This is a genomic window from Ensifer canadensis (assembly GCF_017488845.2).
Classification (GTDB): domain Bacteria; phylum Pseudomonadota; class Alphaproteobacteria; order Rhizobiales; family Rhizobiaceae; genus Ensifer; species Ensifer canadensis.
In genome coordinates this window covers 2433526-2457190 of record NZ_CP083370.1, presented here as the reverse complement: position 1 = coordinate 2457190, position 23665 = coordinate 2433526, and the positions used below count along the sequence as shown (strand labels likewise).

At 62.3% G+C, this 23665-nt stretch carries 27 protein-coding genes, 1 tRNA gene and 1 riboswitch; of the genes, 14 read left to right on the top strand and 14 right to left on the bottom strand.

Annotated elements, in window-relative coordinates; genetic code table 11:
• Positions 1–98 precede the first annotated feature (98 nt).
• Positions 99–2156 carry an RNA polymerase sigma factor RpoD gene (gene rpoD / locus J3R84_RS11960; protein WP_025427882.1) on the top strand — a complete coding sequence of 686 codons (2058 nt, stop codon included), beginning with the start codon at positions 99–101 and terminating at the stop codon, positions 2154–2156.
• Between the two features lie 183 nt (positions 2157–2339).
• Positions 2340–2633 (top strand): GYD domain-containing protein, encoded by a 294-nt coding sequence (locus J3R84_RS11955; RefSeq protein WP_025427881.1) that lies wholly within the window; start codon positions 2340–2342, stop codon positions 2631–2633.
• 44 nt (positions 2634–2677) lie between these two features.
• On the opposite strand, the gene J3R84_RS11950 is transcribed toward J3R84_RS11955, so the two are convergent.
• Both J3R84_RS11950 and J3R84_RS11945 read right to left on the bottom strand, forming a co-directional pair.
• Positions 2678–3472 (bottom strand): DUF8605 domain-containing protein, encoded by a 795-nt coding sequence (locus J3R84_RS11950; RefSeq protein WP_158268959.1) that lies wholly within the window; start codon positions 3470–3472, stop codon positions 2678–2680.
• 34 nt (positions 3473–3506) lie between these two features.
• Entirely contained in the window at positions 3507–3920 is a 414-nt protein-coding gene (locus tag J3R84_RS11945; protein WP_025427879.1) for a lysozyme inhibitor LprI family protein, read from the bottom strand.
• A 234-nt stretch (positions 3921–4154) separates the two neighbouring features.
• On the opposite strand from J3R84_RS11945, the gene J3R84_RS11940 reads away from it, so the two are divergent.
• The gene (locus J3R84_RS11940; RefSeq protein WP_025427878.1) at positions 4155–4724 is read left to right on the top strand and encodes a transglycosylase SLT domain-containing protein; all 570 of its coding nucleotides are present in this window, start codon (positions 4155–4157) and stop codon (positions 4722–4724) included.
• A gap of 26 nt (positions 4725–4750) precedes the next feature.
• On the opposite strand, the gene J3R84_RS11935 is transcribed toward J3R84_RS11940, so the two are convergent.
• The gene (locus J3R84_RS11935; RefSeq protein ID WP_203529967.1) at positions 4751–5203 is read right to left on the bottom strand and encodes a VOC family protein; all 453 of its coding nucleotides are present in this window, start codon (positions 5201–5203) and stop codon (positions 4751–4753) included.
• Positions 5204–5430: 227 nt separating this feature from the next.
• Here J3R84_RS11935 and J3R84_RS11930 point away from each other — a divergent pair, with 227 nt between their 5' ends.
• The 4 genes from J3R84_RS11930 to J3R84_RS11915 all read left to right on the top strand — a co-directional run bounded on the left by J3R84_RS11930 (position 5431) and on the right by J3R84_RS11915 (position 7713).
• Positions 5431–5784, top strand: a complete 354-nt coding sequence (locus J3R84_RS11930) for a DUF1428 domain-containing protein (protein ID WP_025427876.1) — start codon at positions 5431–5433, stop codon at positions 5782–5784.
• A gap of 201 nt (positions 5785–5985) precedes the next feature.
• Complete coding sequence (locus J3R84_RS11925) at positions 5986–6408, top strand: secondary thiamine-phosphate synthase enzyme YjbQ (RefSeq protein ID WP_025427875.1); 423 nt, start codon at positions 5986–5988, stop codon at positions 6406–6408.
• A 164-nt stretch (positions 6409–6572) separates the two neighbouring features.
• On the top strand, positions 6573–6977 hold the full coding sequence (locus J3R84_RS11920) for a ketosteroid isomerase-related protein (RefSeq protein ID WP_025427874.1): 405 nt from the start codon (positions 6573–6575) through the stop codon (positions 6975–6977).
• Positions 6978–7314: 337 nt separating this feature from the next.
• Positions 7315–7713: a hypothetical protein gene (locus J3R84_RS11915; RefSeq protein ID WP_025427873.1), complete on the top strand. Its 399-nt coding sequence runs from the start codon at positions 7315–7317 to the stop codon at positions 7711–7713.
• Between the two features lie 662 nt (positions 7714–8375).
• On the opposite strand, the gene J3R84_RS11910 is transcribed toward J3R84_RS11915, so the two are convergent.
• Positions 8376–9125 (bottom strand): SIMPL domain-containing protein, encoded by a 750-nt coding sequence (locus J3R84_RS11910; protein WP_025427872.1) that lies wholly within the window; start codon positions 9123–9125, stop codon positions 8376–8378.
• Between the two features lie 161 nt (positions 9126–9286).
• Here J3R84_RS11910 and J3R84_RS11905 point away from each other — a divergent pair.
• Positions 9287–9362 (top strand) — tRNA-Ile (locus tag J3R84_RS11905).
• 113 nt (positions 9363–9475) lie between these two features.
• On the opposite strand, the gene J3R84_RS11900 is transcribed toward J3R84_RS11905, so the two are convergent.
• Positions 9476–10675: an IS256 family transposase gene (locus J3R84_RS11900; protein WP_025428899.1), complete on the bottom strand. Its 1200-nt coding sequence runs from the start codon at positions 10673–10675 to the stop codon at positions 9476–9478.
• A 1187-nt stretch (positions 10676–11862) separates the two neighbouring features.
• Here J3R84_RS11900 and J3R84_RS11895 point away from each other — a divergent pair.
• Together J3R84_RS11895 and J3R84_RS11890 are read left to right on the top strand one after the other, a co-directional pair.
• Positions 11863–12210: a hypothetical protein gene (locus J3R84_RS11895; RefSeq protein WP_038576297.1), complete on the top strand. Its 348-nt coding sequence runs from the start codon at positions 11863–11865 to the stop codon at positions 12208–12210.
• A 180-nt stretch (positions 12211–12390) separates the two neighbouring features.
• Positions 12391–13413 carry a glycoside hydrolase family 26 protein gene (locus J3R84_RS11890; RefSeq protein WP_051509175.1) on the top strand — a complete coding sequence of 341 codons (1023 nt, stop codon included), beginning with the start codon at positions 12391–12393 and terminating at the stop codon, positions 13411–13413.
• Between the two features lie 120 nt (positions 13414–13533).
• Here J3R84_RS11890 and J3R84_RS11885 read toward each other — a convergent pair whose 3' ends face one another.
• From J3R84_RS11885 to J3R84_RS11875, 3 genes are all read right to left on the bottom strand, one after another.
• Positions 13534–13773, bottom strand: a complete 240-nt coding sequence (locus J3R84_RS11885; protein WP_025427868.1) for a DUF982 domain-containing protein — start codon at positions 13771–13773, stop codon at positions 13534–13536.
• A gap of 298 nt (positions 13774–14071) precedes the next feature.
• On the bottom strand, positions 14072–14782 hold the full coding sequence (locus tag J3R84_RS11880) for a GntR family transcriptional regulator (protein WP_025427867.1): 711 nt from the start codon (positions 14780–14782) through the stop codon (positions 14072–14074).
• 205 nt (positions 14783–14987) lie between these two features.
• Positions 14988–15782 (bottom strand): DUF1194 domain-containing protein, encoded by a 795-nt coding sequence (locus J3R84_RS11875; protein ID WP_025427866.1) that lies wholly within the window; start codon positions 15780–15782, stop codon positions 14988–14990.
• A 160-nt stretch (positions 15783–15942) separates the two neighbouring features.
• Here J3R84_RS11875 and J3R84_RS11870 point away from each other — a divergent pair, with 160 nt between their 5' ends.
• On the top strand, positions 15943–17253 hold the full coding sequence (locus tag J3R84_RS11870; protein WP_025427865.1) for a glucoamylase family protein: 1311 nt from the start codon (positions 15943–15945) through the stop codon (positions 17251–17253).
• A complete protein-coding gene (locus J3R84_RS11865; RefSeq protein ID WP_025427864.1) occupies positions 17250–18113 on the top strand; it encodes a (2Fe-2S)-binding protein in 864 nt (287 codons plus the stop codon). Before J3R84_RS11870 ends, J3R84_RS11865 begins: the two co-directional genes overlap by 4 nt.
• Positions 18114–18188: 75 nt before the next feature.
• Here the strand turns inward: J3R84_RS11865 and J3R84_RS11860 are convergent, their stop codons facing one another.
• The 3 genes from J3R84_RS11860 to J3R84_RS11850 form a co-directional block, all read right to left on the bottom strand.
• Positions 18189–18983, bottom strand: a complete 795-nt coding sequence (locus tag J3R84_RS11860) for a CbtA family protein (protein WP_025427863.1) — start codon at positions 18981–18983, stop codon at positions 18189–18191.
• Between the two features lie 197 nt (positions 18984–19180).
• A complete protein-coding gene (locus J3R84_RS11855) occupies positions 19181–19357 on the bottom strand; it encodes a CbtB domain-containing protein (RefSeq protein ID WP_025427862.1) in 177 nt (58 codons plus the stop codon).
• 43 nt (positions 19358–19400) lie between these two features.
• A riboswitch (cobalamin riboswitch) is annotated at positions 19401–19669 on the bottom strand.
• The gene (locus tag J3R84_RS11850) at positions 19668–20360 is read right to left on the bottom strand and encodes a TetR/AcrR family transcriptional regulator (protein WP_025427861.1); all 693 of its coding nucleotides are present in this window, start codon (positions 20358–20360) and stop codon (positions 19668–19670) included. (Overlaps the previous riboswitch by 2 nt.)
• Before the next feature lie 103 nt (positions 20361–20463).
• Here J3R84_RS11850 and J3R84_RS11845 point away from each other — a divergent pair, with 103 nt between their 5' ends.
• Together J3R84_RS11845 and J3R84_RS11840 are read left to right on the top strand one after the other, a co-directional pair.
• Positions 20464–21294 (top strand): NAD(P)H-binding protein, encoded by an 831-nt coding sequence (locus J3R84_RS11845; RefSeq protein WP_025427860.1) that lies wholly within the window; start codon positions 20464–20466, stop codon positions 21292–21294.
• Complete coding sequence (locus J3R84_RS11840; RefSeq protein ID WP_025427859.1) at positions 21291–21770, top strand: anthrone oxygenase family protein; 480 nt, start codon at positions 21291–21293, stop codon at positions 21768–21770. Before J3R84_RS11845 ends, J3R84_RS11840 begins: the two co-directional genes overlap by 4 nt.
• A gap of 46 nt (positions 21771–21816) precedes the next feature.
• Here the strand turns inward: J3R84_RS11840 and J3R84_RS11835 are convergent, their stop codons facing one another.
• From J3R84_RS11835 to J3R84_RS11825, 3 genes are all read right to left on the bottom strand, one after another.
• Complete coding sequence (locus J3R84_RS11835; RefSeq protein WP_025427858.1) at positions 21817–22614, bottom strand: SDR family NAD(P)-dependent oxidoreductase; 798 nt, start codon at positions 22612–22614, stop codon at positions 21817–21819.
• Positions 22615–22724: 110 nt separating this feature from the next.
• Positions 22725–23288 (bottom strand): SRPBCC family protein, encoded by a 564-nt coding sequence (locus tag J3R84_RS11830; protein WP_025427857.1) that lies wholly within the window; start codon positions 23286–23288, stop codon positions 22725–22727.
• Positions 23285–23659 (bottom strand): ArsR/SmtB family transcription factor, encoded by a 375-nt coding sequence (locus tag J3R84_RS11825; protein WP_225906551.1) that lies wholly within the window; start codon positions 23657–23659, stop codon positions 23285–23287. The genes J3R84_RS11830 and J3R84_RS11825 overlap by 4 nt, the downstream gene beginning before the upstream one ends.
• Positions 23660–23665 lie beyond the last annotated feature (6 nt).

Here is a 23665-nt window from a genome sequence, read left to right as displayed (position 1 = left end):
GGGAAATGATTCGGTGGCGGGTGCGCGGCGCACCCGGACCTTCGAGCGGCATTTGCACCGGGCTCACGCCGGTTGCGACAAGGAAAGCGACGAACTAAATGGCAACCAAAGTCAAAGAAAACGAAGAAGCTGACGTTGAACGCGAAGGCGCTCCGGACGGCCCGCTTCTCGATCTTTCCGATGACGCTGTCAAGAAGATGATCAAGGCCGCCAAGAAGCGCGGCTATGTGACGATGGACGAATTGAACTCCGTCCTGCCGTCCGAAGAAGTCACCTCCGAGCAGATCGAAGACACGATGGCGATGCTCTCCGACATGGGCATCAACGTCATCGAAGACGAGGAAGCTGAGGAAGCCGCCGGCGGCAGCAGCGACGACGAAAGCAGCGACGACGACAACGACGGCGAAGGCGGCGAACTGGCCCCTTCCGGCGGCACGGCGCTTGCGGCGACGAAGAAGAAAGAGCCGACCGACAGAACCGATGACCCGGTGCGCATGTATCTGCGCGAAATGGGTTCGGTAGAGCTTCTGTCGCGCGAGGGCGAAATCGCGATTGCCAAGCGCATCGAGGCTGGCCGCGAGACGATGATCGCTGGTCTCTGTGAGAGCCCGTTGACGTTCCAGGCGCTGATCATCTGGCGCGACGAACTCAACGAAGGCCAGACGCTGCTGCGCGAGATCATCGATCTCGAAACCACCTATTCCGGTCCCGAGGCAAAGGCTGCTCCGCAGTTCCAGAGCCCGGAAAAGATCGAGGCTGACCGCAAGGCTGCCGAGGAAAAGGAAAAGACCCGCAAGGTTCGCGCCGCCAACGACGACGACATCACCAATGTCGGCGGCGATGTCATGCCGAGCGAGGAGGAAGAGGAAGACGACGACGAGTCGAACCTCTCGCTCGCCGCCATGGAAGCGGAACTGCGCCCGCAGGTCATGGAAACCCTCGACATCATCGCCGAGACCTACAAGAAGCTGCGCAAGCTGCAGGACCAGCAGGTGGAAGCCCGCCTGGCTGCCACTGGCACGCTGTCGCCTGCCCAGGAGCGCCGCTACAAGGAGCTCAAGGACGAGCTGATCAAGGCGGTCAAGTCGCTGTCGCTCAACCAGAACCGCGTCGACAGCCTCGTCGAGCAGCTCTACGACATCTCCAAGCGCCTGATGCAGAACGAAGGCCGCCTGTTGCGCCTGGCCGAATCCTACGGCGTCAAGCGTGACTCGTTCCTCGAGCAGTATTCCGGCGCCGAACTCGACCCGAACTGGATGAAGTCGATCAGCAACCTGGCCGGCAAGGGCTGGAAGGAATTCGCCAAGAGCGAAAACCAGACGATCCGCGACATCCGCCAGGAGATCCAGAACCTTGCGACCGAAACCGGCATCTCGATCGCCGAATTCCGCCGCATCGTCTCGATGGTGCAGAAGGGCGAGCGCGAAGCGCGCATCGCCAAGAAGGAAATGGTCGAAGCGAACCTGCGCCTCGTCATCTCCATCGCCAAGAAGTACACCAACCGCGGCCTGCAGTTCCTCGATCTCATTCAGGAAGGCAACATCGGCCTGATGAAGGCGGTCGACAAGTTCGAATACCGTCGCGGTTACAAGTTCTCGACCTATGCGACCTGGTGGATCCGTCAGGCGATCACCCGTTCGATCGCCGACCAGGCCCGCACGATCCGCATTCCGGTGCACATGATCGAAACGATCAACAAGATCGTTCGCACGTCGCGCCAGATGCTGCATGAAATCGGTCGCGAACCGACGCCGGAAGAATTGGCCGAGAAGCTCGCCATGCCGCTCGAAAAGGTCCGCAAGGTCCTGAAGATCGCCAAGGAGCCGATCTCGCTCGAAACCCCGGTGGGCGACGAAGAGGATTCGCATCTCGGCGATTTCATCGAGGACAAGAATGCGCTGCTGCCGATCGATGCCGCCATCCAGGCGAACCTGCGCGAAACGACGACCCGCGTTCTTGCCTCGCTGACGCCGCGCGAAGAGCGCGTCCTGCGCATGCGCTTCGGCATCGGCATGAACACCGACCATACGCTCGAAGAAGTCGGCCAGCAGTTCTCGGTTACCCGCGAACGTATCCGTCAGATCGAGGCGAAGGCGCTGCGCAAGCTCAAGCATCCGAGCCGCTCGCGCAAGCTGCGCTCGTTCCTCGACAGCTAAGCGGTCGAAGGTCGAACCATCAAGAAGCCGGGCGCTCAGCCCGGCTTTTTTGTTGTTCCGATGCTTTCTTGTAGGTGTCTCCGCACAGGACTATACTTCCCCTTTCGGAGCAATTGGGGCACCCGGCTTGAAGCACGGGCAGTCGCACCGTGGGCGTGAAGCGTGCCCTCATGGAGGTGTGAAATGACCACTTATGTCGTGCTCCTCAACTGGACAGAGCAGGGCGTTAAGAACGTGCGCGAGTCTCCCAAGCGGCTCGACGCGGCCAAGAAGATGCTCGCCGACATGGGCGGCTCCTTCAAACATTTCTTTCTGACCATGGGCGAGTACGACATGGTGGCTATCTGCGAGGCGCCTGACGATGCGGTGGCGGCGCGCTTTGCCATGACGCTCGGCATGGGTGGCAATGTGCGCACGCGGACGCTCAAGGCCTTCCCGGAAGCCGCCTATCGCGAGTTGGTCGCGTCCCTGGGCTGAGATCAGCAGGCGCTGAGCGCAACAATCGGCAATACGATGCTTATCTACGGCGCGCCGTTGCCGGAGAGTATGCGCGCGGCGCCGCGCATGGCATCCCGAAAGGCCTCGTCGAAGCTGACGCCGCGGATCTGCCAGCGATACTCCCTGCCGTTTTCGGTGATGCGCCAGTCGGCGATCCAGCCGCGGGCGGCATCGGACCATACGAGGGTGCCGGCGAGGGGCACTTCCGCGCCGATATCCGTTGCGAGCTGTTTGAGCTCGGCCGGCCGCTGGCGCGATAGATGGACGAAATCAAGGTCTTTGCTTGTAAGCGTTGCAGCATCGGGCAGCCGCACCGAGAGCGCCAGCGGTACTGCCGCGACGGCAAGCGAATCCGCCATATACGGGCTCTCGCTGCCGTCGCGCGTCAGCACGAAGCGGCGCCTCTGATCGTGAACGGCAAGCAGCACGGCGATTGTCGGCCGCGGCGACAGCCACGGCTTGCGCCCGAGCTTTGCCAGGAGCGGATCGATGGTGGTGGGATCGAAACGGCAGGTAAGGTCATGCGGGCGGTCATGCGTTCCCTGCTCGTCATGAATCGGGACGCCTTCCAGCCGGTCGCGGTAGGAGAACGAGGCGACGAACTCTGCGGCTTGCACCTGCAGGGCGGCAAGTGCCGTGCTCCCCGTGAGCGTGAAATCGCCGGAGACCTTGACGAGAACCTCGCTCAGGCATTCGCGAAAGCCGATCTGCCGGTTCTGCTCGCCGGTGCCTGTGACGATCGCATCGCTGACATAGAGCGCCGTCCGGTCGGCGGCTTGCGCGCCGGTCCACAACAGCCCGATGATCGCTGCGGTCATCACAAGCGTTTTGGCTAGCCTGCCCATCAGCCCGTCAGTTTACCGGCGGCAGCGGGCAGCTGAGGTCGCCTTCCTGACAGCTGAGATAGCCCTTGAAATCCTTGACGCGGTTCTGGGTCAGGTTATCGCGGCACAGAAGGACGATCATCGGATAGGCGGTGCCGCCCGTAACCCCGGCGGCGGAAAAATCGCATTCGGCATCACGGAAGGCGATCCATGCCTTTTGTGCGGCAATGAGCAGCTTGGTGGTGTCCTGGTCGTCCTTCAGGCGCGCCTCGATCTGCTTGTAGAGGGTGTTGAGTTCGGTGTCGGAGGCCTTGAGGGATTTATCAGCGCATTCGTTCATCGTCGCCTGGTCGCTGGCATTGGCGCAATCGTCGGCCCATGCGGCGGGTGCAAGGCCCACCAGTCCGACAAGGGTTGCAAACATCAAAGCAGGAAACCGCATGTCTTCGCTCTCCTCGTTTCGCGCCTGCCGCCGTCGACGCGCGCTCGCATGATCTTCGGAAACCTGCGGACGCGCAAAGGACGCCGTAGCACTTTGAACCTGCTGCATAATTTATCCTTAAATCGGATCCGACTTCAGGACGTATGCGGTAGCCCCGCAATCAATCGTATTCGATTCAAAACCGATCCTTAACGTTTACGTTTTATCAATCTCTCGGAAACGAGAGGTTCGAAGATGCGTTGCGTTTTTGTCGTCGTCCTCCTGTTGCTGGCCGGTTGCGCAACGGTGCCGAGAGACACCCGGAACGCGTGCGCGGTTTTCGAGCAGCGAGATGGCCTTTTCAACAATTGGCGCCGCGCCGCCTATCAGGCGGAGCGCGAATATGGCGTGCCCGTTCCGGTGCTGATGGCGACGATCTATACGGAATCCGGCTTCCGCCATAATGCCAAGCCGCCGCGCACAAAACTCTTCGGCTTCATTCCCTGGACGCGCGTTTCATCGGCCTATGGCTATTCGCAGGCGCTCGACGGCACCTGGGCGCGCTACCAGAGCGAAACCGGCCGCTGGACGGCGCGGCGTTCGGATTTCGGCGACGCCATCCGCTTCATTGCCTGGTATCACCGCGAAAGCAGCCAGAAGAACGGCATCGCGCTCAACGACGCCTATCGGCTCTACATCGCCTATTATCACGGGCATGCCGGTTATGCCCGCGGCAACTGGAGCGACACGGCCAAGACCGGCGCCAAACGCGCCTCTGGCATGGCCTCGCTCTATAGCCGCCAACTCAACGGTTGCGGAAGCTGATGTCATATCAGCAGCTGGCATAGGGCTCAGCCGGCGGCGGCCTTTTCAAGCCCGGCGACGTCGATCTTGACCATGCCCATCATCGCCTGCTGGGCGCGGCCGGCGCGGGCCGGATCAGGATCGCTCAGGTGCTGCATCAGCGCATCCGGTATGATCTGCCAGGCAAGGCCGAAGCGGTCCTTCAGCCAGCCGCAGTGCTGCGGCGTGCCGCCGTCGAGCAGGCGCTCCCAATAATAGTCGACCTCCGCCTGATCGGCACAGCGCACGAAGAACGAGACGGCTCCGGAAAACTTGAAATGCGGCCCGCCGTTGAGCCCAATGAACGCCTGTCCCTCAAGCTCGAACGAGGCGGTGAACGCCTTACCGTCAGGCCCTTTCTTGACGTCGGTGACGCGGGAATTGCGGAAGATGGAGGTATAGAACTGGATGGCGTCTTCGAGCTGGTTGTCGAACCAGAGAAAGGGCGTGATCTTCTGCATGACTGTTGCTCCCTTGGGCGGTGGTCTTCCCAAGGACGAACGAAAAGCGGATGTGCCGACAGGCGACCCGGATTTTTTCTCAAAGCCTTGAGTGGCCGCAACAGGCCGGCCGGCAAAGGCGGCGAGGGCACCCAAGCATTCATCATCTGAAAAAATCGCTGGTTTTGTCGGAACCTTTCCATCCCGTTCGTCCTTTGTTGGTCGAAGCAACCGAGGAGGATATCGACATGAGTTACGTGGATGGTTTCATCGTTGCCGTGCCCAAGGGCAATATCGAGGCCTACAAGGACATGGCGCGGCAGGCGGGCGATGTGTGGATGGAGCATGGCGCACTCTCCTATGCCGAATGCCTCGGCGACGACGTGCCCTATGGCGAGGTGACGTCCTTTCCCCGCGCCGTGCAGGCCAAGGACGACGAGACCGTGGTCTTTTCCTGGATCGTCTACAAGTCGCGCGCCGACCGTGACGCGATCGTTGCCAAGGTGATGGCGGATCCGCGGCTGCAAGGCGATGCCTGGAAGGATGTGTTCGATGGCAAGCGCATGATCTATGGCGGATTCGAGGCTTTTCTCGAGAAATAGACTTGGCGGGAGGCCTACAGCGCCGCGCGTCTTATTAAACGCGCAAAGGTCGCTGTAGCCCTTTGAATTGCTGCATGTTTTATCCTTAAATCGAATAGGATTTAAGGAGACCTGCAGTGGGCTTGACTTGGCAGCGGCTTTTGCCAAACCCGTTCAGGTGGCGGCGCGCTTGCCGCCGCCAGCCGAGGAGAACCAACGCCGATGCCGCAGACCACGATCGTCATTTCCACCCGCGGCCAGGGGCTCTACGAGTTCACCGACGAGGCGGCAGACTTCGTCAGCGCCAACGGCGCGGGCGAGGGGCTTTTGACCCTGTTCGTCCGCCACACCTCCTGCTCGCTGTTGATCCAGGAAAACGCCGATCCCGACGTGAAGCGGGACCTCCGCGAGTTCTTCGCCCGGCTGGTGCCGCCATCCTCCGATCCGTCGATGCGCTGGGTGGTGCACACGCAGGAGGGGCCAGACGATATGCCCGCTCACATCAAGGCGGCGCTGACGCAGGTGTCGATCGGCGTGCCCGTCAATGCGGGCCGCATGGCGCTCGGCACCTGGCAGGGGCTCTATCTCTTCGAACACCGCGACCGGCCGCACCGCCGCGAGATCGTGCTGCATCTGGGGCCATGACATCTGCCGATTGACCGCGGCAACGTCTTGAAGGGGACTGTCACCCCTCCATATTGGTTAGGGAACGGGGTGCGAACGAAATTTGCCGGCGCGTTCGTTCGATCGTCGTTTCCTCGTCTGCCGTCCGAAAGGCATGGCCATACGCAATCAGCATCGAGGTAGATATGACCGACGCGCAGACCATTGCCAGCCGCTTCATCGAGGCGCTCAACGACCGCGATTTCCACGCCTTGGCGCGGCTTGTCGACGAGGACGTGGCGCTTGATTCGCTGACCGGCCAGCGCACCGTCGGCGTCGAGCCGCTGCGGGCAAGCATCATGACCTATCTCCGGCATTTCGACGAAACCTATGGCGACATCGTGCTGATGCGCGACAATTTCGGCCAGCGGATTGCCGCCGATGTGACGGCGCGCGGCACCTATCGTGAGACGCTGGAGGGCTTTCCCGCCGCATCCGGCCAAACCTATTCGATCCCCACCGTCTTCGTATTCGAGATCGAGGACCAGTCGATCACCCGGCTCAGCCATTATCGCAACATGCGGGCTTTCGAAGCCGAACTTGCCGGCTGATCGGCAGCGACGCATCACGGCCGCCTCAAGGAAATCGTGGCGATCTTTTTATGCCGCCCGTCGCGCGCGGTATCGCAATCCTGCGTGCCGGGGATTCCATTAATCAACTGATATTTCTAGCGAAAATCCGGTTCTGGTGCGGCAGCACCGCGCCGTTGCGGCTCGCTTAAAAGTCGAACGAATCTTTGTCTCCCGCCGGTTTTCGTCAGGTGCCCGCAATCTGAACCCCGCATGAATGTGCAGTTCCGCTAGCGTTCAGTTTGGCGCCGCTATTGTCCGATCAATCGCTTGGGACGGTGATTGCAGATTGAACCCTTCAAGCCCTCGGAGAAAGACCATGAAGAATACCCTCATCAACGCAGCCGCCGCCGTCGTCATCGGTTTGACCGGCCTCGTGGGCGCCGCTTCCACCGCTTCCGCAGAAACCGTCGAATTCGGCTTCGGCTCGGGCGGTGGCGTCCAGGTCCAGTATCGCGACTACGACGGTGGTTATGGTGACGAGCGCGACTGGGGTCGCGAGCGCCGCGGTCCGGACCGTGGCTGGGATGGCGGTGGCCGCCGTAGCCGTTGCGCCCCCTGGATGGCCGTCGACAAGGCCCGTGACCATGGCCTGCGCCGCGCCCATGTCGCCGATGTCTCGCACCGCCGCGTCGTCGTCGAAGGCAGCCGCCGCGGCTATCGCCAGACGATCGCGTTCGCCAACGTTCGCGGCTGCCCCTTTATCGGCCGCTGGTAATCCAAGCCTTTTCCGTCCTGTCTCCCCCGGCCGGCGGAAATGCGCCCCCTCACGCCCCAGGCGTGAGGGGTTTTTCTTTGTCTGAGACACATCGCAGAAGAGCAGGGCTGGGCCGCACGCCACAAGTCTCTGGTCCACCTGGCGCTGTTGCGAAGCCGCGACCCACTTTGCGTTGTTTGGCGGGAGGGCTGCCTCAGTGGCCGGGCAAAGCGTGGCTCTGCCAATCAAAGCGCGCAGCAATTCCAAGTGCTACAGCGACTTTGCGCGTCTGATACGACGCGCGGCGCTGTCGTGCGTGGGACCGTATGCGCTCCATCCGGTGAGCAGCATACCGCAGAGCGATGCCTTGGCATCGGCCGCGACGCTGGTTAGCCGACAGAGGGTCCACCCGGAGGGGGTCGGTGCTTCTGGCCTCCAGACGGGGTCGATAATCCTCAGCGGCCGGGTTCTCTTGTTTTACCCATGTCGTTATCGCAAGCCTGCGGCACACTTTCGCGACATGCTTCAATCTCAAGCCGGACAGAAAAAGCCCCGCGCGGTTGTAACCGCACGGGGCTTTGCTATGCGACTGATGCCCGCCTAAGCGAAGCGTCGTACCGAGCCAACTGCAGGCCCGCAAAACCCGCCCGCACTTTCCGCGGGACGGGCCTCAGCGGTCGGTCTTACTGCTTGATCGCGAAGGTGACGTTGACGGTCACGTTGTAGCTGTTTTCGCCCGTTGCCATCGGCACGGAGTCGGCTGCGTATTCCTTGGCCATGCCGGCGCGCATCATCGGCACCGGCTCCGGGCGGAAGCCCTGTTCGGTGATCTCGACGATGTTGCCGAGCGAGACGCCGGCAGCTTCGGCCAGAACCTTGGCCTTCTCGATGGCGTCGGCAACGGCTGCCTTGCGCGCTTCGGTGATGGTGCCTTCCGGCTTGTCGTTGGTGAACTGGATGCCGCCGCCCTGGTTGACGCCCAATGTCACCGATTTGTCGACGATGTCACCGAGCTTGGCGAGGTCGCGCACGCGCACGCTGACGCCGTTGGCCACCTGGTAGCCGATCAGCTCCGGCGGGCGGTTGCCGCCGTCATTGTTGGGCGGGTAGTTGTATTGCGGGTTGACCGAAAAGCCGCTCGTCTGCAGGTCGCGCTCGGCAATGCCGCCGTCCTTCAGCGCAGCCAGAACCTCGGCCATCGTCTTGTTGTTGGCGTCGAGCGCCTCGCGGGCGGTCTTGGCGTCCTTGACGACGCTCAGCTGCAGGATGGCCATGTCAGGCGCGATCGATGAGCGGCCTTCGCCGGCCACGGTGATGATCGCTTCGCGCTTTTTGGCGGGATCTTGCGCGTGCGCGCCGGCAGCGGCAATACCCGCAAAGGCGGCGGCCAAGGCAGCAATGGAAAGCGTGCGGGCAGTGCGTGTGGAATTCATGGTTCGTGTCTCTCCGGTTGTTTCTGTCCCTGCTGCTTTCATGCTTAGCGATTGTGTGGGCATTGCGGCAATGACTTGTCGTCAAAAAGGTTTTCGGCTAGAGCCATTGCCGATCACGAACTGCCATTGGTTCGCTGAGTCCCGGATCTTTGATCCGGCGTGGGCCTGTAGCTCAATGGTTAGAGCCGGCGGCTCATAACCGCTTGGTTGGGGGTTCGAGTCCCTCCGGGCCCACCATTGTAACCTACCGGCGAATGTTTGCGAGATCTGCGTCTCAAGCCGATCGTGTCCATGGGAGTGGTGTAGCTGACGGCTGATGGCCGTGCTTTCCGACATAGGCCGGAGGGATATCAGCGGGCCACAGCGGGCAGACTGATTTGGGGATCATCGCTCATTTGGGCCATGGTCTCAAGTGTCATATACCTGGCACGTTGGACGGCCCACTCATCATTCTGTTCGAGCAGTAGCGCGCCGACGAGGCGGACGATTGCTTCGTCGTTCGGAAAGATGCCGACGACCTCGGTGCGGCGCTTGATTTCGCCATTGAGGCGTTCAATCGGATTCGTTGAGTGCAGCTTTGCCCGATGCTCCTTTGGGAAGGTCATGTAGGCCAGTACGTCCTCTTCAGCATCGTCCATGATGGTGGCAAGCTTCGGCACTTTTGGTCTGATCTGGTCGGCGACACTACGCCATTGAGCGCTTGCTGCCTCCGGCGTCTCCTGGGCAAAGGCCGTTGCGATGAAGGCGGATACGACTCGCCTGCCGCTCTTTCCAGCATGCGCCAGCACGTTCCTCATGAAGTGAACCCGGCATCTTTGCCAGGTGGCATTGAGAACCTTGGTGACGGCGGCCTTGAGACCTTCATGCGCATCGGAGACGACAAGCTTCACGCCGCGCAATCCTCGGCGTGTCAGCTTACGCAGGAATTCCGTCCAGATCGGCTCGGCCTCCGACGTGCCGACCTCCATGCCCAAGACCTCGCGCCGGCCATCGCTGTTGACGCCGACGGCGATGATGACTGCGACGGAAACAATACGTCCGCCACGCCGAACTTTGAGGTAGGTCGCATCGACCCAGACGTACGGCCACTCGCCTTCAATCGGCCTGTCGAGGAACGCCTTCACCTTGACGTCGATCTCCTCACATAGCCGGCTCACCTGGCTTTTGGAGATGCCGCTCATACCCATGGCCTTGACCAGATCGTCGACAGAACGGGTCGAGATTCCCTGGATATACGCTTCTTGGATAACGGCCGTCAGAGCCTTCTCTGCCATACGGCGCGGCTCAAGAAAGCTCGGAAAATAGCTGCCCTTGCGCAGCTTGGGAATGCGAAGCTCGACCGTTCCGGCCCGCGTCTCCCAATCCCGATCACGGTAGCCGTTGCGTTGAGCAAGGCGCATCGGATTCTTCTCGCCGAAGTCAGCACCCGTGGCTGAGCCGACCTCCAGCTCCATCAGCCGTTCGGCGGCAAAGCCGATCATCTCGCGCAATAAATCTGCATCCGCGCTCTTCTCAACAAGTGAGCGCACGTTCATCATGTCATTGGTCATCGGTGGTCTTTCCGTCAGGTTGGTCTTGAACAACCCGACCCTATCGGAAAACACTGATGGCCGCCCGCAAACCCGATCACCCGCTACAGCGCTATGAAAAGCGCGCGGGCGTTCGGCTTTGCTACCTCCCGCCACCTACACCACGTCCCGGGACACGATCCTCAAGCCTGTTAAATCATTGCGTTCGATGAAGCGTAAAGCGGGCGTGAGGTCTCTATCCTCGTGCAACGCGTAGGATGTGAGCGGAAATCCTGTAAAATGCTAACAACACGCGCTTGATTGCTGAAGCTATATGCAAGGCAGACGTGAAACGCCTAAAAATTGCAATGGCCGACAAAGCGAGCCTGATAAGGACGTCTCTCATGAAAGGCTCGCGCCGGCCCGGGACCTCGCGCCCACCAGGGTTCTTTCCGCGACCTAAAAATGGCTCAACAGCAGTCGTGCTGGAGAACCGCGCTCCTGGCTGCTCTACGGTTAGATACTTCTCATCTGTGAGATAACCGCCGAGCGGTCAAAAAAATGCCCGCCGGAGCGGGCAGTTTTGGAGTGGGCGCATACGCTCAAACATGTTGCGCCTGGAAGCCAAGGTGCGTCACAGAGGTCAACACTGTGTAAACAGCCGGCAGCCAGAAATGAGGGGGACTTTGGTCGGGCCCGGTTTTGCGCCGAGCGTCCCGCGGACGAACGGCTGTTGCGGCTTGACAGGTGATCGGCGCGCATGGCGGCGATGGCGGCTGTTGCGGCAGGCGCTGCGAAGGGAAGGAAGACAGGCGCGCAACTGGCGCATGGTCGACGTCGGTGTGCGGTTGAAATCGGTGCGCGTGGGTTGGCGGCCCGGCCTGATGATCTCACAGCGTTTCTTTGTTGCGGCCACGTATCGCGCCTTGGCTGGGCGGCGGCTGGCGAGGCGAAGGCCCGTGCCTGCCGCGCCGATTTCGGTCGTCCGTACGTGTGAAAAGACATCGCTAAGAAAGAAACTCTTAATTTTAGCTGTCAATAATAAGAAGTGGGGGTTGAACTTCTTGGGTGATTCCCGCTACTGCATGTTTCCTTAAATCCTATTCGATTTAAGGATCAAAACATGCAGCCATTCAAAGTGCTGCAGCGACCTTTGCGCGTCTAACAAGACGCGCGGCGCTGTAGGGAAGTTGCCAAGCGGCGCTGGCCGCTTCTTCGAAAGGATGCTTATGCGAAGCCTAACCGCCTTGGGCGGCGCACGCCGCACCACCGTTTCGGGTTTCAAGTATCTCGTACCTGCCTCGCTTCTCGGTCTTCTGCTTGTCTCATCCGGCTGTTCGTCGGCGAGTATGGCTGAAAGCCCGCTGTTTGCGTCTGCCGGCTCCAAGGCAGCCGTAAGCGCACCGAGCGCGGGCGCGAAGCAGGGCAAGCTGATCAAGGTTGCGGAAGAGGACGATATCGTCGAGCCGCTGCCGGCAAGACGGCGCGTTTCCGCCTATCTCGGCCGCGCGCCCTATATCTGCTCGCCGAGCGGTTTCGGCCATACGTCGCGCTGCTTCCTCAGAAGCTCGCTGTAAAGCCATTCCCATAGGGCGGAGCGCCACAGCACCCCGTTTCATTCCGAGTGCCGTTAGACCGTTTCCGCGTTGGATGCACGAACGGAAATACTCAAGCTCCTTGTGTTCCAGGCAACTCCGGGCGGAACCTTCCCGGGCTTTTCCTGGAAATGCTCAAAGTCCTCCTGCCGGAGACAGCTCTTGTCGATTGCGATGTTCAGATCGGTGTTTTTGGCCGGCCTCATGGCGCTTCTGCCGGTGGCGGGTGCCTCGCGGGTTGCGGCTGCCGATCTCGGCGGCACGGTCGATCGCGTGCTGACGACGGGCTCGATCAGCTCGGCGGCGCGGTCTGCCGGCACGCCCGGCGGCGAGGTCGCGATCGGCGTCTACGATCCGCATGACGCGGTCACGGGCAGCGCTGCGCTCACGATCGAGCATGTCTTCATCTATTGGCAGGCGCTCGACAAGGCGATGCTGAAGCGCAAGATCGCCATTGCCGAGGGCCAAGGGCGGGCGCTGATGATCTCCGTCGAGCCCTATACCCATGCGAGCAACTGGCGGGCGGGCGGCGAGCGGCTGTTTGCCGATATCGGCCGCGGTCGTTTCGACCGCGAGATCGGCGATATCTGCCGGCGTGCCGGCGCGGTTGCAGCGCCGGTCTACATGCGCTGGGGCCACGAGATGGAGGACCCTGACGGCCGCTATCCCTGGGCGCGGCGCGACATGGACGGCTATAAGAAGGCGTTTCGCTATTTCGTTAGAAGCTGCCGGGAGCTGGCGCCTGACGCTCGCTTCGTCTGGTCGCCCAAGGGCCATCGCAACCTTGCCGGCTACTATCCCGGCGACGATGTCGTCGATGCCATCGGCATTCCCGTGTGGGGTCTGCAGAAGATGGATGTGGACTATTGGGGGCGGGAGCGCAGCTTCGGCGAGACGCTTGGCGAAAAATACCGCCGCGTCGAAGGCTTTGGAAAGCCTGTGATGATTGCCGAGCTTGGGGTTGCCGGTTCAGCGGATTACAAGCGCGCCTGGTACGCAGAAATCTTCGATCGCAGGACTTATCGCGCGCGTTTCCCGCTGTTGACGGCCGTGGTGTTCTTCAACGACAGGGAGCCTTACAAGTGGCCGCTTGGCTATGGCTCGCCGGACTGGCGGCTGGACAAGGCCGCGCTGGCAGCACTTGTTTCCGACAAGGTCGAAATCGTCGGCCGGCCGACGCAATAGCGGCTGATGCATGTCGCGCAAAAGTGTGCAGCGGTTTTGCGAAAACGGCATGCGGTTTAAGAGCGGTGGACGCACCGGCCGTTCAGTCGGTGCGTGAATGTCGGAAAACTGGAGTTTTTCTCAGGCAAGCAGAAGGCCCGATTCACGGGCGGCCGCGGTGAAGCATTGGCTTGCCCTGTTGACGCTGGTCAGCCCGTCAAGCGCATCCAGGCAGCGCTGAAGGGCGGCACGATATTCCCGTCCACGTCTGCCCGGCCATTGCCGCAGCAGTTCGAGCGCCTCCCAGACCGTCCTGACGACGGTCTGCCGCTTGGACGACAGTTTCAGGTGGATCGGCGTTGCGAAGGTTTTTTCGCTCATCTTGCATTCCTCGTTCATAGTCTTTTGAGCGCGAGGCCAACGCCGGGGAGCGCCAATGGTTCCCTCCGCGGCTGCACTTTTTTAACCATGACGATGCCGACCCGATGTGTTCGGCCAGATGGGGGGCCGTCGGAAGCCCTGGAAGACAAGGCTTTCGGACGAGAGCCGGCACGCTTTCGCCGTGACAATTTTTGCGAAAGATTTTTTCGAATGATGGAGGCGTGGGGAGCGGCGAGGGGCCTGCGGCCGGGTGCAGGCCGTCTCCCTGAAACCGTTCAAGCGTTTTGGCTGTCAGCGATCAGAGATCGAGCGCGGCCCTGAGGTCGGTCGGCTTGCGCTCCCTGAGGTCGAGATCGGCCTCGATGTGATCGATATGGCGGATCATCAGCGCACAGGCGGTGTCGATGTCGCCGGTTTCGATCGCAGTCAGGATGTCGCCATGCTCGTCGTGGCCACAGGTCGAGACGCTCGATTGTCCATAAAGCGCGATGACGAGCGAGGAGCGCGCCACCAGCTCATCCATGAAGCGCCTGAGAATGACATTGCCGCTGAGATCGGCGAGCGCCAGGTGGAAATCACCCGAGGCCTTGATCTCGGCGCGGCGCGCCGACCGGCCGCGCTGTGCGGTCAGTTGATGTTCGGCGGCAAGCAGGCGGCGCAGCTCATCGATATCAGCCGCGCCAATGCGCGGCGCGGCGGCGCGCACGAGGCCCGGCTCGATCAGTCGGCGGGTCGCAAAAATCTGGCGGGCTTCATCCGGCGAGGGATGGGCGACGAAGGCGCCGCGGTTCTTCTCGACAGTGACCAGCCCCTCATAGGCGAGCGACTGCAGCGCGGCGCGCACCAGCGTACGGCTGACGTTGAACAGATCGCCGACATCGCTTTCGGACAGCTTGGTTCCGGGCGCAAGCCGTCGTTCGACGATCGCATCGCGCAGCTTGTCGCGAATCTGTCGGGTGCTGGTGTCGGTGGACGCGTCGGCCGCCGCAGGATGGGTGGTCAGGGACATGAAGGAAATCGATCCACGATTGAACGCGGCATCTTATCGACGCGCGCGCCCTACAGCGCCGCGCGTCTTATTAGACGCGCAAATGTCGCTGTAGCACTTTGAATGGCTGCCTGTTTTTATCCTTAAATCGAATAGGATTTAAGGAAACATGCAGTAAGGAAACGACAATCTGGCATGGCAAAGCGTCGTTGCCAATGTGGGCCGACTACTTGTCAAGTTCGGGATAGACGCGGTCGATGAAGCCTGGCCGGAGCTTCTCGCCGATCAGGCAGTCGGGAGCGGGCAAGGCATCGACGAGGCGCACACGCGGCGGTGGCGGCAGGCCGCTGACCTCCAGGATCAGCTTCTGGCGGATGGCGATGGCGAAATCTTCCGGCTCATGCACCGGCAGCACGAAGGAGCCCGGGCCGCCGACGACGCACTCGGCATAATACTGGTCGAGCGGCCCGGTCGAGACGGACGGTCTAATCAGGATCGCCAGGCCATTGATGATGATGCCGCGGGCAATGGCGATGTCGCGGGCGGGAATGACCGGTGGGCCGATATTGTTGGGTCCGTCGCCAGACACGTCGATGATGCGGCGCATGCCGGCAAAGGCGTTGGAGTCGATCAGCGCTGTGCCGTAAGTGAGCGCGTTGGAGATCGAGGTGCCGCGGCGGGTGCCGACGGGGCGGGCCTCGATCAGCGCGGCAAAGGCGTCCGCTTCGGCGGCGTTGGAGATCACCTGCCAGGCAACGACGGAGGATTCGTTGACGGTGCCGGCCCATTCGAAATAGCCAAGGGCGATCCGGCCATAGCGACCGCTCGTTACCGCATTGAGGAAGTCGGAATGGCGCAGCGCCTGCACGTAGCCGGCGCGCTGGACGCGGGCTTCGTCCAGATCCATCGAGCCGGACATGTCGACGGCCAGCACCAGTTCGACATCGACGTCGGTGTGCGCGGCGGTCGATTGGGTCGGGCCACCAGTCAGGGAAAGGATCAACGCCAGCATGGTTAACATCGCTTCAACCCGTCATTGCGAGCCGCGTCATCTCAGGAAATGTAGCACAGGATTGGCTTATCGCGACTGTTTGGGGTTGGCTGACCTTCAATAAAAGGTGATATCGACAGGGTTTACTGCCGATCGATACCGTGCCGACGGGCCTGCATGAGCTGAGGATATGCTTCAACAGACACGGAATACGGAGCGTTTTCAGGTCGATAGGCTGCAGTCCGCCGCTTTCGACTATTTCCTGCGCTATAGCGATGCCGGCACCGGGCTTGTCGCCGATACGTCGCTTCCCGACGCGCCCTCAAGCATCGCTGCCACCGGTTTCGGGCTTTCCTGCTACCCTGTTGGCGTCGAGCGCGGCTGGATCGGGCGCGGCGAAGCGGCCGGCCGGGTGCTGATGACCCTGCGGTTTCTGGCGCAAAGCCGGCAGGGGAGCGATGCGCTCGCCACCGGTTATCGCGGCTTCTACTATCACTTTCTCCACATGAAGACCGGCGAGCGGGTGTGGCAGTGCGAGCTTTCCACCATCGATACCGCGCTGCTGATTGCCGGCGTTTTGACCGCAGGCGCCTATTTCTCCGGCGACAGTGCGGGGGAGCGGGAAATCCGCGCGCTTGCGGATAAGCTCTATGCCCGGGTGGATTGGCGCTGGGCGCTCGGCCGTGGCGAGATACTGACGATGGGCTGGCGACCGCCCGGGCGGTTTCTTAAGTATCGATGGCAGGGCTACAGCGAGGCACTGCTGCTCTACGTGCTCGCGCTCGGCGCGCCGCACCATGCAATCGGCCCGGAGCACTACCGCGAATTCACGGCCGCCTATGCGTGGACCACGGTCGACGGTGCGCCGCATCTGCAGGCCGCGCCTTTGTTCGTCCATCTCTTTCCGCAAGCCTGGTTGGACCTTCGCGGCATTGGCGATGCGCCGATGCGTGACGAGGCGACTGATTATTTCGACAATACCTGCCGGGCGATCGCGCTGCAGCGAGCCCATGCCGAGCGCAATCCCGGCGATTTCGCCGGTTACGGCGGGGATATGTGGGGCCTCAGCGCCTGCGGTGGACCGGCGGGGCGGCAGCGGCTTGTCGATGGGCGTTGGCAGCGGATGCTCGGCTATGCGGCGCGCGGCGCGCCCGGTGGTCCTGACGATGGCACGCTGGCACCTTGGGCACCGGTTGCCTGTCTGCCTTTCGCTGCCGATGCGTCGCAGTCGGCACTCGCCGAGCTCGAGAACTGTTACCCGGACATTCTGTGCGAGAGCCGGTTTCCCGGCGGGTTCAATCCGAGCCTGCCCGGTGTGGGCCCGGAGGGTTGGGTCGACGACCGCGTGGTCGGGCTTGACCAGGGGCTTGTCGTGATGATGATCGAGAATGCCAGAAACGGTTTCGTCTGGGAGCTGACGCGCAGCATTCCGGCCATACGGCGCGGATTGCAGCGGGCGGATTTTCGCGGCGGCTGGCTTGAGACCAGGGAGACGGCATGAGCTTGGGCCACGAGCGGCAGGACGAGCGCCCGGCGGAGGACGAGGCGGACGCGGCGTTGCGCCAGAGCGCCCTTGGCGTTCTCGCGCACCTGCAGTCGTCTTTCCCCGAAGTGGGCTTTTCGCTCGGGGCCGCCGGCGACGTATTTCTTCCCGAGGCGCGGTTCTGGGTGGAGGAGGGCGTCGGGCTTGAAGACAGCCTTGCCTATCAGGATCGCTTTGCCGAGGGCATGGACGACAAGATCCGCGCCGCCCATCTGATTGCCTTTTACAGCAACCAGCTCACGCTCGCGCTTGGCGGCCTCTATCTCGGTGGGGGCATCGTGGCAGCCGTTCGCGGCCTTCGCTTCGAAGAATTTTCGCGGGCCTATGGCGAACGGCTTGTCGCGGCCAAGCGGTTTCATTTCAGCCTTGCCTTGCCCGCAGCCGGGGATCATGCCCCGGCGACTGCGGACGTCTTCGGCGAAACCTTCGCTGCGCATCTGGCGCCGATCGTCGTCATGTTGAAGCGTCGCACCGGCCTGTCCTCGGGCGCGCAATGGCGGCTTGCGGCGGATTCGCTTGCCGGTGGGTTCCTGGAGATCGGCCGCGTCCTCGGCGACGAGGAGACCGCGATGGCGAGGGCGCTGGCGATCGTCAAGCGCGCGGGTACGTCGCTATTTTCCGACAAGCTCCGTTACGAGGACATCGTGATCGAGATCGGCGGCAATCATGCGCTGTCGCGCACCTATCGCCTGCGCGGCGGCTGCTGTCTCTATTATCGAACGGAAGGTGGCAGCTTCTGCGACAGTTGCGTGATGCTGGCGCCGGACGACCGCCGCGCGCGGTTGCAGGCGCATCTGCTGGCATTGCAGGCGCGCTGAGACATCTCGACGACAAAGCCCCTGATATCGGCGATATCAGGGGCTCCGGGTTGATGGCGAAATCTGGCCGGTCTGTTACGCCTTGGCGAAACGATCGTTGATGAAGCCCGACACGACGCCGAGAACAATCCAGAACGCGAGCGTGGTGGCAAGGGCTGCCACGGCGAATTCAGCGCCGAGCACGGCCGGCACATTGCTGGAGATGTCCGACGGTTGCGGCGCGCCATAGACATGCGGTGCCGCGATCAGCACGAGGCCGATGATCTTGGCGGCGATCTCTTGCCGCAAGACCAGCAGATAGAGACCGGCGGCAGACAACAGCACGGTTGCACCCCACCAGACCTGGCGGTCGCCGAGTTCCGCGGCCGGGAAGCCCGGCAGTTCCGGCGGCAGACCGATTGCCGGCAGCATGTGCACGGCAAGCCAGCCGCAGGCGCCCCAGAGCGCGCCGTTCCTGAGCGTGATCGGGTAGCCGATGACGAGGCTGACGCCGGCGAGCAGCAGCGCGAAGCCGGAGCCGGTCACCAGATTGGCGATCAGCGTGCCGGAAAAGCGGCTCATGCCGAACATGATGCCGCCTTCCTCGTGTTCGCCCTCATGGGCGTAGGCAGGCGTGATCGGCGACAGGGCGTCAAGCAAAGCGCCAATCGGCGAAACCGCCTTCAGCGACGAATGCTGGTCGTGGTTTGCTGCGGCCGGATCGGCCGTTCCCGGCTGAACGGCTGGTTGTTCGCCGGCGGCCGGTGCCTCGCCTTCGAATTCTTCCGCGTGCAGGATCAGCGGTACGACGCGCAGTTCCTGGGCGCCGGTCATGAAGACACCGGCAATCAATCCAGCCACGATCGCGGCCAGAAGCGTTCTGACAATCATTTTCGATATCCCTCGATATCGGCGCGCCATGCATCTGGCAGGCAGCGCCGTGTCCCACTGGCAAATATGCGAACGGCTCCGTCCGGCAGATCTTCAATCTGCATCAGACGCGAGCAAACGCGTCCGGCTGTCTGCCGGAAGCGTTTTTGTCCGCAGCTATGTCGATGCGGAACGCAAGTCGCGTCCCGGAACATCGCTTAGTGGCAGGGGAAGCCATAGGAGTGGCGGGTGTCGTGCGCGGTATCGTGCAGCACGGCCGAGTTCGCCAGGCCTGCGCCGAAGACGAGGAAGCCGCCGATGAGGAGCGCGATGATACCTGCGGTCAGACGATCGCTGAGGGAGAGCGGAATGCTCGAAACTGTAGATGTAGCCATGACAACCTCCGTGATGGCGTCGGGATCTTTCCCGGTTTGGGCCCTATGCCCGCATCGACTGGCAGGTTTCCTGGCTCAGGACGTCGGGTGAGATCACCCTGGATTTGCCTCGCCTTCCCAGAGCAAGGGCCGCCCTCTCGCGGTCTTGTCTCCAGTGGCTTCTTCCGGATCGCTCCGGAACGGCGCATTCACGTCGCTCTACAGTCGCGGGGTCGGCCGTGATTTGAATGCCCAGCATGGGTCCATCCGTCACGTTCCCGTTTACTCCCGAAACGCGTTCGCGTTGCGGGAACCAATCGATCCACGATGATTAGGATCGCACCCCGGAGATGTCAATTAGACTTGCGCCGCCGCCCGGTCCATCCGCGACAAAATCACGAAGGATCATGCGTTTATAGGCTTCGACGATCTGGTCGCCCTCTGCTCTGGTGACGGAGACCGCAAGCCGCATCGTGCAATCGCCGAGATGCATGATCAAAAAGGCGGCGCTGTCGATCGTTTCGCGCGGCGTGTCGGGCGCAAACCGAGCCCAGACGTCGGCCAGAAGCTGGCCGCCGGCACGGCTTTGCAAAAGGTCGATCTCGCGCAGCGCCTTGTCGGCCTGCATCGCTGACCAGATGTCGCGCATCACAGGCTCGGCCAGGAACATATCGTAATAGATGTCGAACAGCATGGAGAAGGCGTCACGCAGTTCCGAGATCGACGTCACCTTGGCAAGCTCGGCCCCGATGCATTCATTGCAGACCGCATTGTAGCGCTCGGCCAGCGTGCGCACGATCGCCGCCTTGTCGGGGAAGTACTGGTAGAGGGAGCCGATCGAGATTCCAGCCTTTTCAGCGACTTCGCTCATGCGCATGGCGTCGCTGCCCTTCTCCTGGATGATCGCCGTGGCGCAGGAAAGGATGTGCTCGACGCGCTCGCGGCTGCGCTTCTGGCTGGGCGTGCGGCGCAGCGCCGGCTCGTCGTCAGCGGGGATTGTGGAAGGGCTTGCATCGGGAATCATGAGTAATGCTCACATTTTGACTTGACTCCTAAAATACGAGGATTTATCACATTTGCAAATGTGAGAGATGCTCATGTTTTGCAATCAACCTCAGGAGGAAGCGATGACTGACAAACTCACACTGGTTCTGGGCGGTACGGGCAAGACGGGGCGGCGGGTGGCGGCCCGCCTTGAGGAGCGGGGTATCGCGGTGCGCATCGGCGCCCGTTCGGCATCGCCTTCCTTCGACTGGACGGATGAGGCGACCTGGGCGCCCGTGCTTGAAAATGTCGAGCGCATCTATATCAGCTACCAGCCGGATCTGGCGGTGCCGGGCGCCGTCGAAACCATCCGCAAATTCTCGAGGCTTGCCGTTCGCTCGGGCATCAAGCGGCTGGTGCTTCTGTCGGGGCGCGGCGAGGACGAGGCGGAAGCGGCCGAGCGCGAACTGCAGGCCTCCGGCGCCGACTGGACGATCATCCGGGCAAGCTGGTTCTTCGAGAATTTCAGCGAGGATTTTTTGACCGATTCCGTTCGCAGCGGATCGGTGTTCCTGCCGCCGGATGAGATCACCGAACCCTTCATCAGCACCGACGACATCGCCGACGTGGCAGTTGCAGCCCTTCTGGACGAGGGGCATGTCGGCAAGGTCTATGAGCTGACAGGCCCGCGGCTGATGACCTTTGCCCAGGCCGTGGCCGAGATCGCGACGGCTGCCAACCGCCGGATCGGCTATCAGTCCGTGCCGGTTGCCGACTTCACGGTGCAGTTGCGGGCCGACGGATTGCCTGATGACTATGTCGAACTCATCCGCTATCTCTTCACGTCGGTGCTCGACGGGCGCAATTCGCAAGTGACGTCCGATGTCGAGCGCGTGCTTGGGCGCAAACCGCGCGACTTCGCCGACTATGCCCGGGAGACCGCTGCAACTGGTGTCTGGAGTATCGCCGCATGATCCCGCTGATCCCCGCTCTGGCGTTTGCCGCCGCAATCGGCTCCGGCCTGATGGCCGGGCTGTTCTTCATCTTCTCGGTCTGCATCATGCAGGCTTTGTCGCGGCTGCCGGCGGAGCAGGGGATCGCGGCGATGAACGCCATCAACGTGGTGATCCAGAATCCGCTGTTCCTCAGTACCTTCATGGGCACGGCGCTTCTGGGGCTCGCGCTGGTCGTCGCGGCCTTCATCTGGGGCGGTAACGGCAGCCTGCTGCTGGCGGCCGGCGGCATCGCCTACGTCGCCGGCGTGCTGATCGTCACCATTATCTTCAACGTGCCGATGAACGATGCGCTGGCGGCTGCCACGTCTGGGCAGGCTGCCACCGAAATCTGGCAGCAGCACTACCTGACCGACTGGGTCTGGTGGAACCATGTGCGCACGATTTCCTCGATCGGCGCTCTGGCGCTGTTCATTCTGGGTTTTGCGCGCAGCTGAAGAGAACGACCGACGCGACCCTGTGAAGGTCCGCCGGTCGTTCATTTCAATCAACCAGCGAGCCGCAGGTGAGGTTGGCGATCGCGCCGGTCATGGCGCCCGCCCGGTCCGAGGCGACGAAGGCGGCATAGTCGGCGACCTCGTCGAGCCTCGGGAAACGGCCGAGCAATGTGCCGGACTTTGCCCGACCGTCGAGCATCTCCTCCACAGTGGTATCGAACCGGTCGGCAAACCCTTGAAAGACGGCGCGCGCATGCGAAGCTGGCAGTGCCTCGGGAATGGCATCCGGCCGCAGGCAGATGACGCGGATGCCATGGCTGCCGAGTTCGCCGGCGAGAATGCGCGAGAAGGTCTCGATGGCGCCGCAGGTGGTGCCGTAGCCGAGGAAACCCGAGCCGGACATGCGCGAGCCGGGCGTCGAAAGCGTCAGGATGACACCGCTGCCGTTTCTTTCCATCTGCGCTGCTGCCGCCTTGGCGGTGATGAAGTTGGCGCGGGTATAGGCTGCAATCGGGTGCTCGAACTGTTCCAGCGTCAGCTCAGAAAGCGGCGGGCCCTGAATGTGGGCAAAGCCGACAGCGGTCAGGACCACGTCGATCCTGCCGGTTCGGTCGACAACCGATTGCGCATGCCGCTCGACGGCGGCTTGATCCATCACGTCGAGGACGTCGAACTCCGCCTTTCCACCCGCCGCCCGTATTGCCTTGGCCGTACGATCCAGGGTTTCGGCCGTTCGTCCAACGAGAAAGACACTCGCGCCTTCGCGGGCAAAGGCACGCGCCGCAGCACCGCCGATGGCGCCGCTGCCGCCATAAACAATCGCACTCTTATCCTGAAGCAACATTGTAGCCTCCCTTGATCCTGTTGGGGTGAATGGGCGTGCGGCATGGGCCCCTGGATCGATATCGATCCAAGGGAGAAAACCGTGCAGCAAGTATGATGTGTTAACGGGTACTAGCGCGCAGCGATCTGCCGCGCATATTCCTGTTCGAGCCTAGTATGCTTGTTCCAGAAGCCATGCGAGGTGCGGCCGGAAACCACATCGGCGAGAATGTCGAGATGGGTGTGCCAGCCGGCAGCCACGCTTGCCATCATCTCCTGTGTCGCGATGCGCGAATGGGTGACCACCAGCAGCACTTCTGAGCCCTTGGCCTCCAGATCGAAGCGCACCTGCGACGGCGTCGGCGTGCCTTCGCCCCAGGTATAGGCCAACAGGTACGGCGGCTTGCAGGCGATGATGCGGCCATGGATACGGCTTTCGCCGGCAAGGGCGGCATATTTGGTTGGCGGCTCACCGCAATCCGTGCCGAGGTCCTCATGGCGGAAGATATGTTCGACCGTCGATTCGGCTATAGCACCTATGGTGCCCGACGCCATCCACTGGCGGCGCTTGTCCTCCTCCGTCAGGTAGGCCCAGATGCGCTCGATCGGGCCGGGCAACAACCGCTCGATGCGTGCCGCATCCGGCGCGACGATCCGGGCATATCCGCCGTCGTCCATGCCGGCTTGCGGTGTCATCGCTTCTTCTCCGTTTGCTGCGGCGTCGTGGTCTGCCTGTCTGCGGCCTTCGCGGCGTCCTCGGCCAGAAGCAGTGCCTCCAACACATCGATGCGTTGACGCCAGAAGGCTTCGTAATGGCGCATCCATTCCATGCCGGCATGCATCGGCTCGGCGTCGAGCCGGCAGACATGCGCCCGGCCGCGCACTTCGCGCCGCACGAGACCGGCGCCTTCGAGCACCTTGATGTGTTTCGATGCGGCGGCAAGCGAGATCGAGAAGGGTGCGGCCAACTCGCCCACCAGCCGCTCACCCGCTGACAGATCCTGCAGCATCGCCCGCCGCGTCGGGTCGGACAGCGCATGGAATACGGCGTCAAGCCGATCGTTCATATATTC